This is a genomic window from Nostoc sp. CHAB 5715 (assembly GCF_020829685.1).
In the GTDB taxonomy this organism is placed as follows: Bacteria; Cyanobacteriota; Cyanobacteriia; order Cyanobacteriales; family Nostocaceae; genus Nostoc.
The window spans coordinates 1-3,101 of the sequence record NZ_JAIVFR010000898.1 but is presented as its reverse complement, the minus strand read 5'-3'; the positions used below and the strand labels follow the sequence as shown (position 1 = coordinate 3,101).

The 3,101-nt window shown below is 44.2% G+C and carries 3 protein-coding genes; all 3 read right to left on the bottom strand.

Translation table 11 applies throughout. The features are described 5' to 3' along the window. Positions 1-288: 288 nt before the first annotated feature. Positions 289-1,569, bottom strand: a complete 1,281-nt coding sequence (locus LC574_RS33350; protein WP_229457866.1) for a glycosyltransferase — start codon at positions 1,567-1,569, stop codon at positions 289-291. 246 nt (positions 1,570-1,815) lie between these two features. Beyond that, complete coding sequence (locus LC574_RS33345) at positions 1,816-2,619, bottom strand: tetratricopeptide repeat protein (RefSeq protein ID WP_229457865.1); 804 nt, start codon at positions 2,617-2,619, stop codon at positions 1,816-1,818. 32 nt (positions 2,620-2,651) lie between these two features. Then, complete coding sequence (locus tag LC574_RS33340; RefSeq protein ID WP_229457864.1) at positions 2,652-2,921, bottom strand: hypothetical protein; 270 nt, start codon at positions 2,919-2,921, stop codon at positions 2,652-2,654. Between the last annotated feature and the right edge of the window lie 180 nt (positions 2,922-3,101).

Below are 3,101 nucleotides of genomic sequence, written 5' to 3'. Positions count from 1 at the left end.
CATGTCCGATAAATTACTTGTGATATGTCATTGCGAGTGGAACGAAGTGAAACGAAGCAATCACAACGTCTGGAGCGATTGCTTCACTCCGTTCGCAATGACAACTGTTTAACCGGACGTGATATTATTCCCTAAATTACCAACTTATGACCCTAAGTTGGGAAAATATGCAAACAGGATAAAGTGTCGTAAACTCCTTGCTGGGCTATGTTTTGGGGAAGAGAGGCTGCTGAAACTATAAAATTTGTGGATGATTACTGCCAATGGTACAGAAAACTATTTTCAGAACTATAAGACAGGCTTACCTGTAGATACCGCCTGTTCAATAATATCAGCCGCTCGACTGACACCACCGGCTCGCTGAATCGCCTCTTGTAGTCTCAAGGCATTCTTTTTGTAAGAGTCTTCTGTCAGCACCCGCTTAATAGTGTCTCGCAGCCTGGGTAAAGTCAAGCTAGACAGCGCTACAAATTCACCAGCACCGGTGTAAGCTATACGGGAAGCAATTCCTGGCTGTTCATTAGTAATCGGAATAGCTACCAGGGGGACTCCACTACTTAAAGCCCCTAGCACTGCATTCATCCCAGCATGGGTAATGGTCAAGACGGATCTTGAAATTAATTGCTGTTGGGGTGCATAAGTTACCACCAAAGGCGAACCAGGTAGATTAGGGAGTAATTCTTTTCTTTCTGGCTGACCCAGAGAGATTACTAGTTGCATATCTAACCCCATACAGGCCTCAGCAATACTCTGAAAAATTTCTTCTTTGCGGTTTTGCAAAGTTCCCAAGGCAGCGAAAATCAATGGTTGAGCGCTTAACTTTTCAAAGGGGAAAGATATAGATGAAGAGATGGGTTCTAGCCCTGATGGATCTTGCAACGGACCAGTGTAATGGAAACACTTGGGTAACTCTTCTCGTGGAAAGTCAAACTCAGCAGGTAACTGACAGATGTGAGCCAGTTTCCCGGCAGCGTCTTCACGCTTGATGTAAGGTGGTAAATTCCATTTACGACGTTGATCTAATACTAAATCCCAGATTGTTTGTGATAAGCGGTTAAGCAAAAAGTTACCTGCTCGGTTTCGCAGACGATACCACCAGCCTTGGTTATTGCCCCAGTGCGTAAAGTAGGGGGGAACTCCGTCTTCTCTATTGATTAGTAGAGCATTACACAGAGTAACAAAGGGTATCTCGGCAAAGTCGGCAATGGTTCCACCCCCAGGCGTTACTTGGTCTACTAACAGCGCTTCTATACCTGCCTTCGAGAGTGCCCCTGGTGCTTCACGGAAAAGCATGGCTGTTTCTTTTTTTAGCCAACTGATCGTAAAACGCAATGCTGGTAGTCCACTCATTCCACCCAATTTTTTATACATTGGTTCCAGACTTCCAAGTGGAAATTCAACTTCTCCAATTGTCCAGAATTCTAAGCCAGCTTTTTGTACCTTTGTTTGGACATCAGGAATGTGGAATAGGGTGACACGATGACCGCGCCGTTGCAGTTCTCTGCCCAAAGCACACATTGGGTTGAGATGACCGATCGCAGCAGGACAAAGAATGCCAAAATGAGTCATTGCAAAACCTTCAAAAAATGTGAAGAGAGTAGAACTATTATCCGTGATTATGTGCAAAGTATATGATCAAAATTTGGCGTTGCATATTTGCGGGATGATTTTGCTAGTTTTGTGGGATGGGGCGATTTGCCCGTCCCTTGTATTTCAGGGCGGGCGAGACGCCCACCCTACAAGAATCATCCCTTGATTCAGCAACGCCCAAAATTTTAATATCAAACAATGCACAGAGGATAATGCCCATAGATATTACTGGAGTTTCAAGAACTTATCTAAAGCTGATGCCATGCTGGGCGGCCAACGACGGATATTTTTTACCCAGTCGATATCCTTATAGCGGCTATCGAGTCCATAAGCTGCTACCCAGTTACTTTCAGCTTCCCCTTGTTCTCCATTTACCCAATATGCAGCTGTGAGGGCGGCACGCATATCGGCAAACTTGGGATATTTACGGACAATATTTCGCATCTCACGAATTGCTTGCTCTTTTTGACCTGTTTCATAAAGAGCAAGGGCGTAGTTAGCACGGGCGAAGGCAAAATTCGGGGCTATCTCATTAGATTTTTTGTAGTCTACGATCGCTAAATCCCATTTTCCTAAACCCGCTTTGGCATTTCCCCGATTATTATACGCCATCGCATCATTAGGATCGAGTTCTAAGACATGATTATAATCTGCGATCGCATCATCCCATTTTCCCATCCCTTCCAACGCCGCCCCCCGATTCAAATATGGATCGGTAACATTCGGCGCTAGTTCTATGGCTTTGTTATAATCTGCGATCGCCTCTTGTAACTTATTCTGACTTACCCGCGAATTTCCCCGGTTACTCCACGCCCCCGCATTTGTCGGAAATTGCTCAATAATCTTTGTCCAGTAAGTTTCAGCCGTCGCAAAATCACCTTGATTCGTCGCTGCAAACGCTTGATTGGCCCACTCATCACCTTGTTTTAACTGTTCTTGAGTAATGGGCGGTTGAGATTGTGCCATGACTGGAGTACCCCAGCCAAACACAAGTAACAAACTAACAAAAATACCAATCAACTTAATCATCTAGGTTTACCTAATTTGTCATTTGTCATTTGTCATTTGTCATTGAGCATGGGGCGAAGAATGGAGTTCAAAGACTCATTAATGGAGTTCAAAGACTCATTAATGGAGTTCAAAGACTCATTAATGGAGTTCAAAGGCTCATTAATGGAGTTCAAAGACTCATTAATGGAGTTCAAAGGCTCATTAATGGAGTTCAAAGGCTCTTTAATGGAGTACAAAGACTCTTTAAAGGAGTTCAAAGACTCTTTAAAGGAGTTCAAAGACTCATTAATGGAGTTTAAAGACTCATTTACGAGTATCAATGCCCAATGCCCAATACTTCGACTTCGCTCAGTACAAGTGCCCAATGCCCCATGCCCAATGCCCCATGCCCCATGCCCCATGCCCCATGCCCAATGCCCAATGCCCATAATTACAATAATGACAATTGTTCATTAGGCGGCGTGAATCCTAAATGCTTGTATGCTGCCTTTGTCGCCATC

Bases quoted from the DNA above. Each gene is read 5' to 3' on its own strand.
- LC574_RS33350 (WP_229457866.1), bottom strand. From the start codon at position 1,569: ATGACTCATTTTGGCATTCTTTGTCCTGCTGCGATCGGTCATCTCAAC.
- LC574_RS33345 (WP_229457865.1), bottom strand. From the start codon at position 2,619: ATGATTAAGTTGATTGGTATTTTTGTTAGTTTGTTACTTGTGTTTGGC.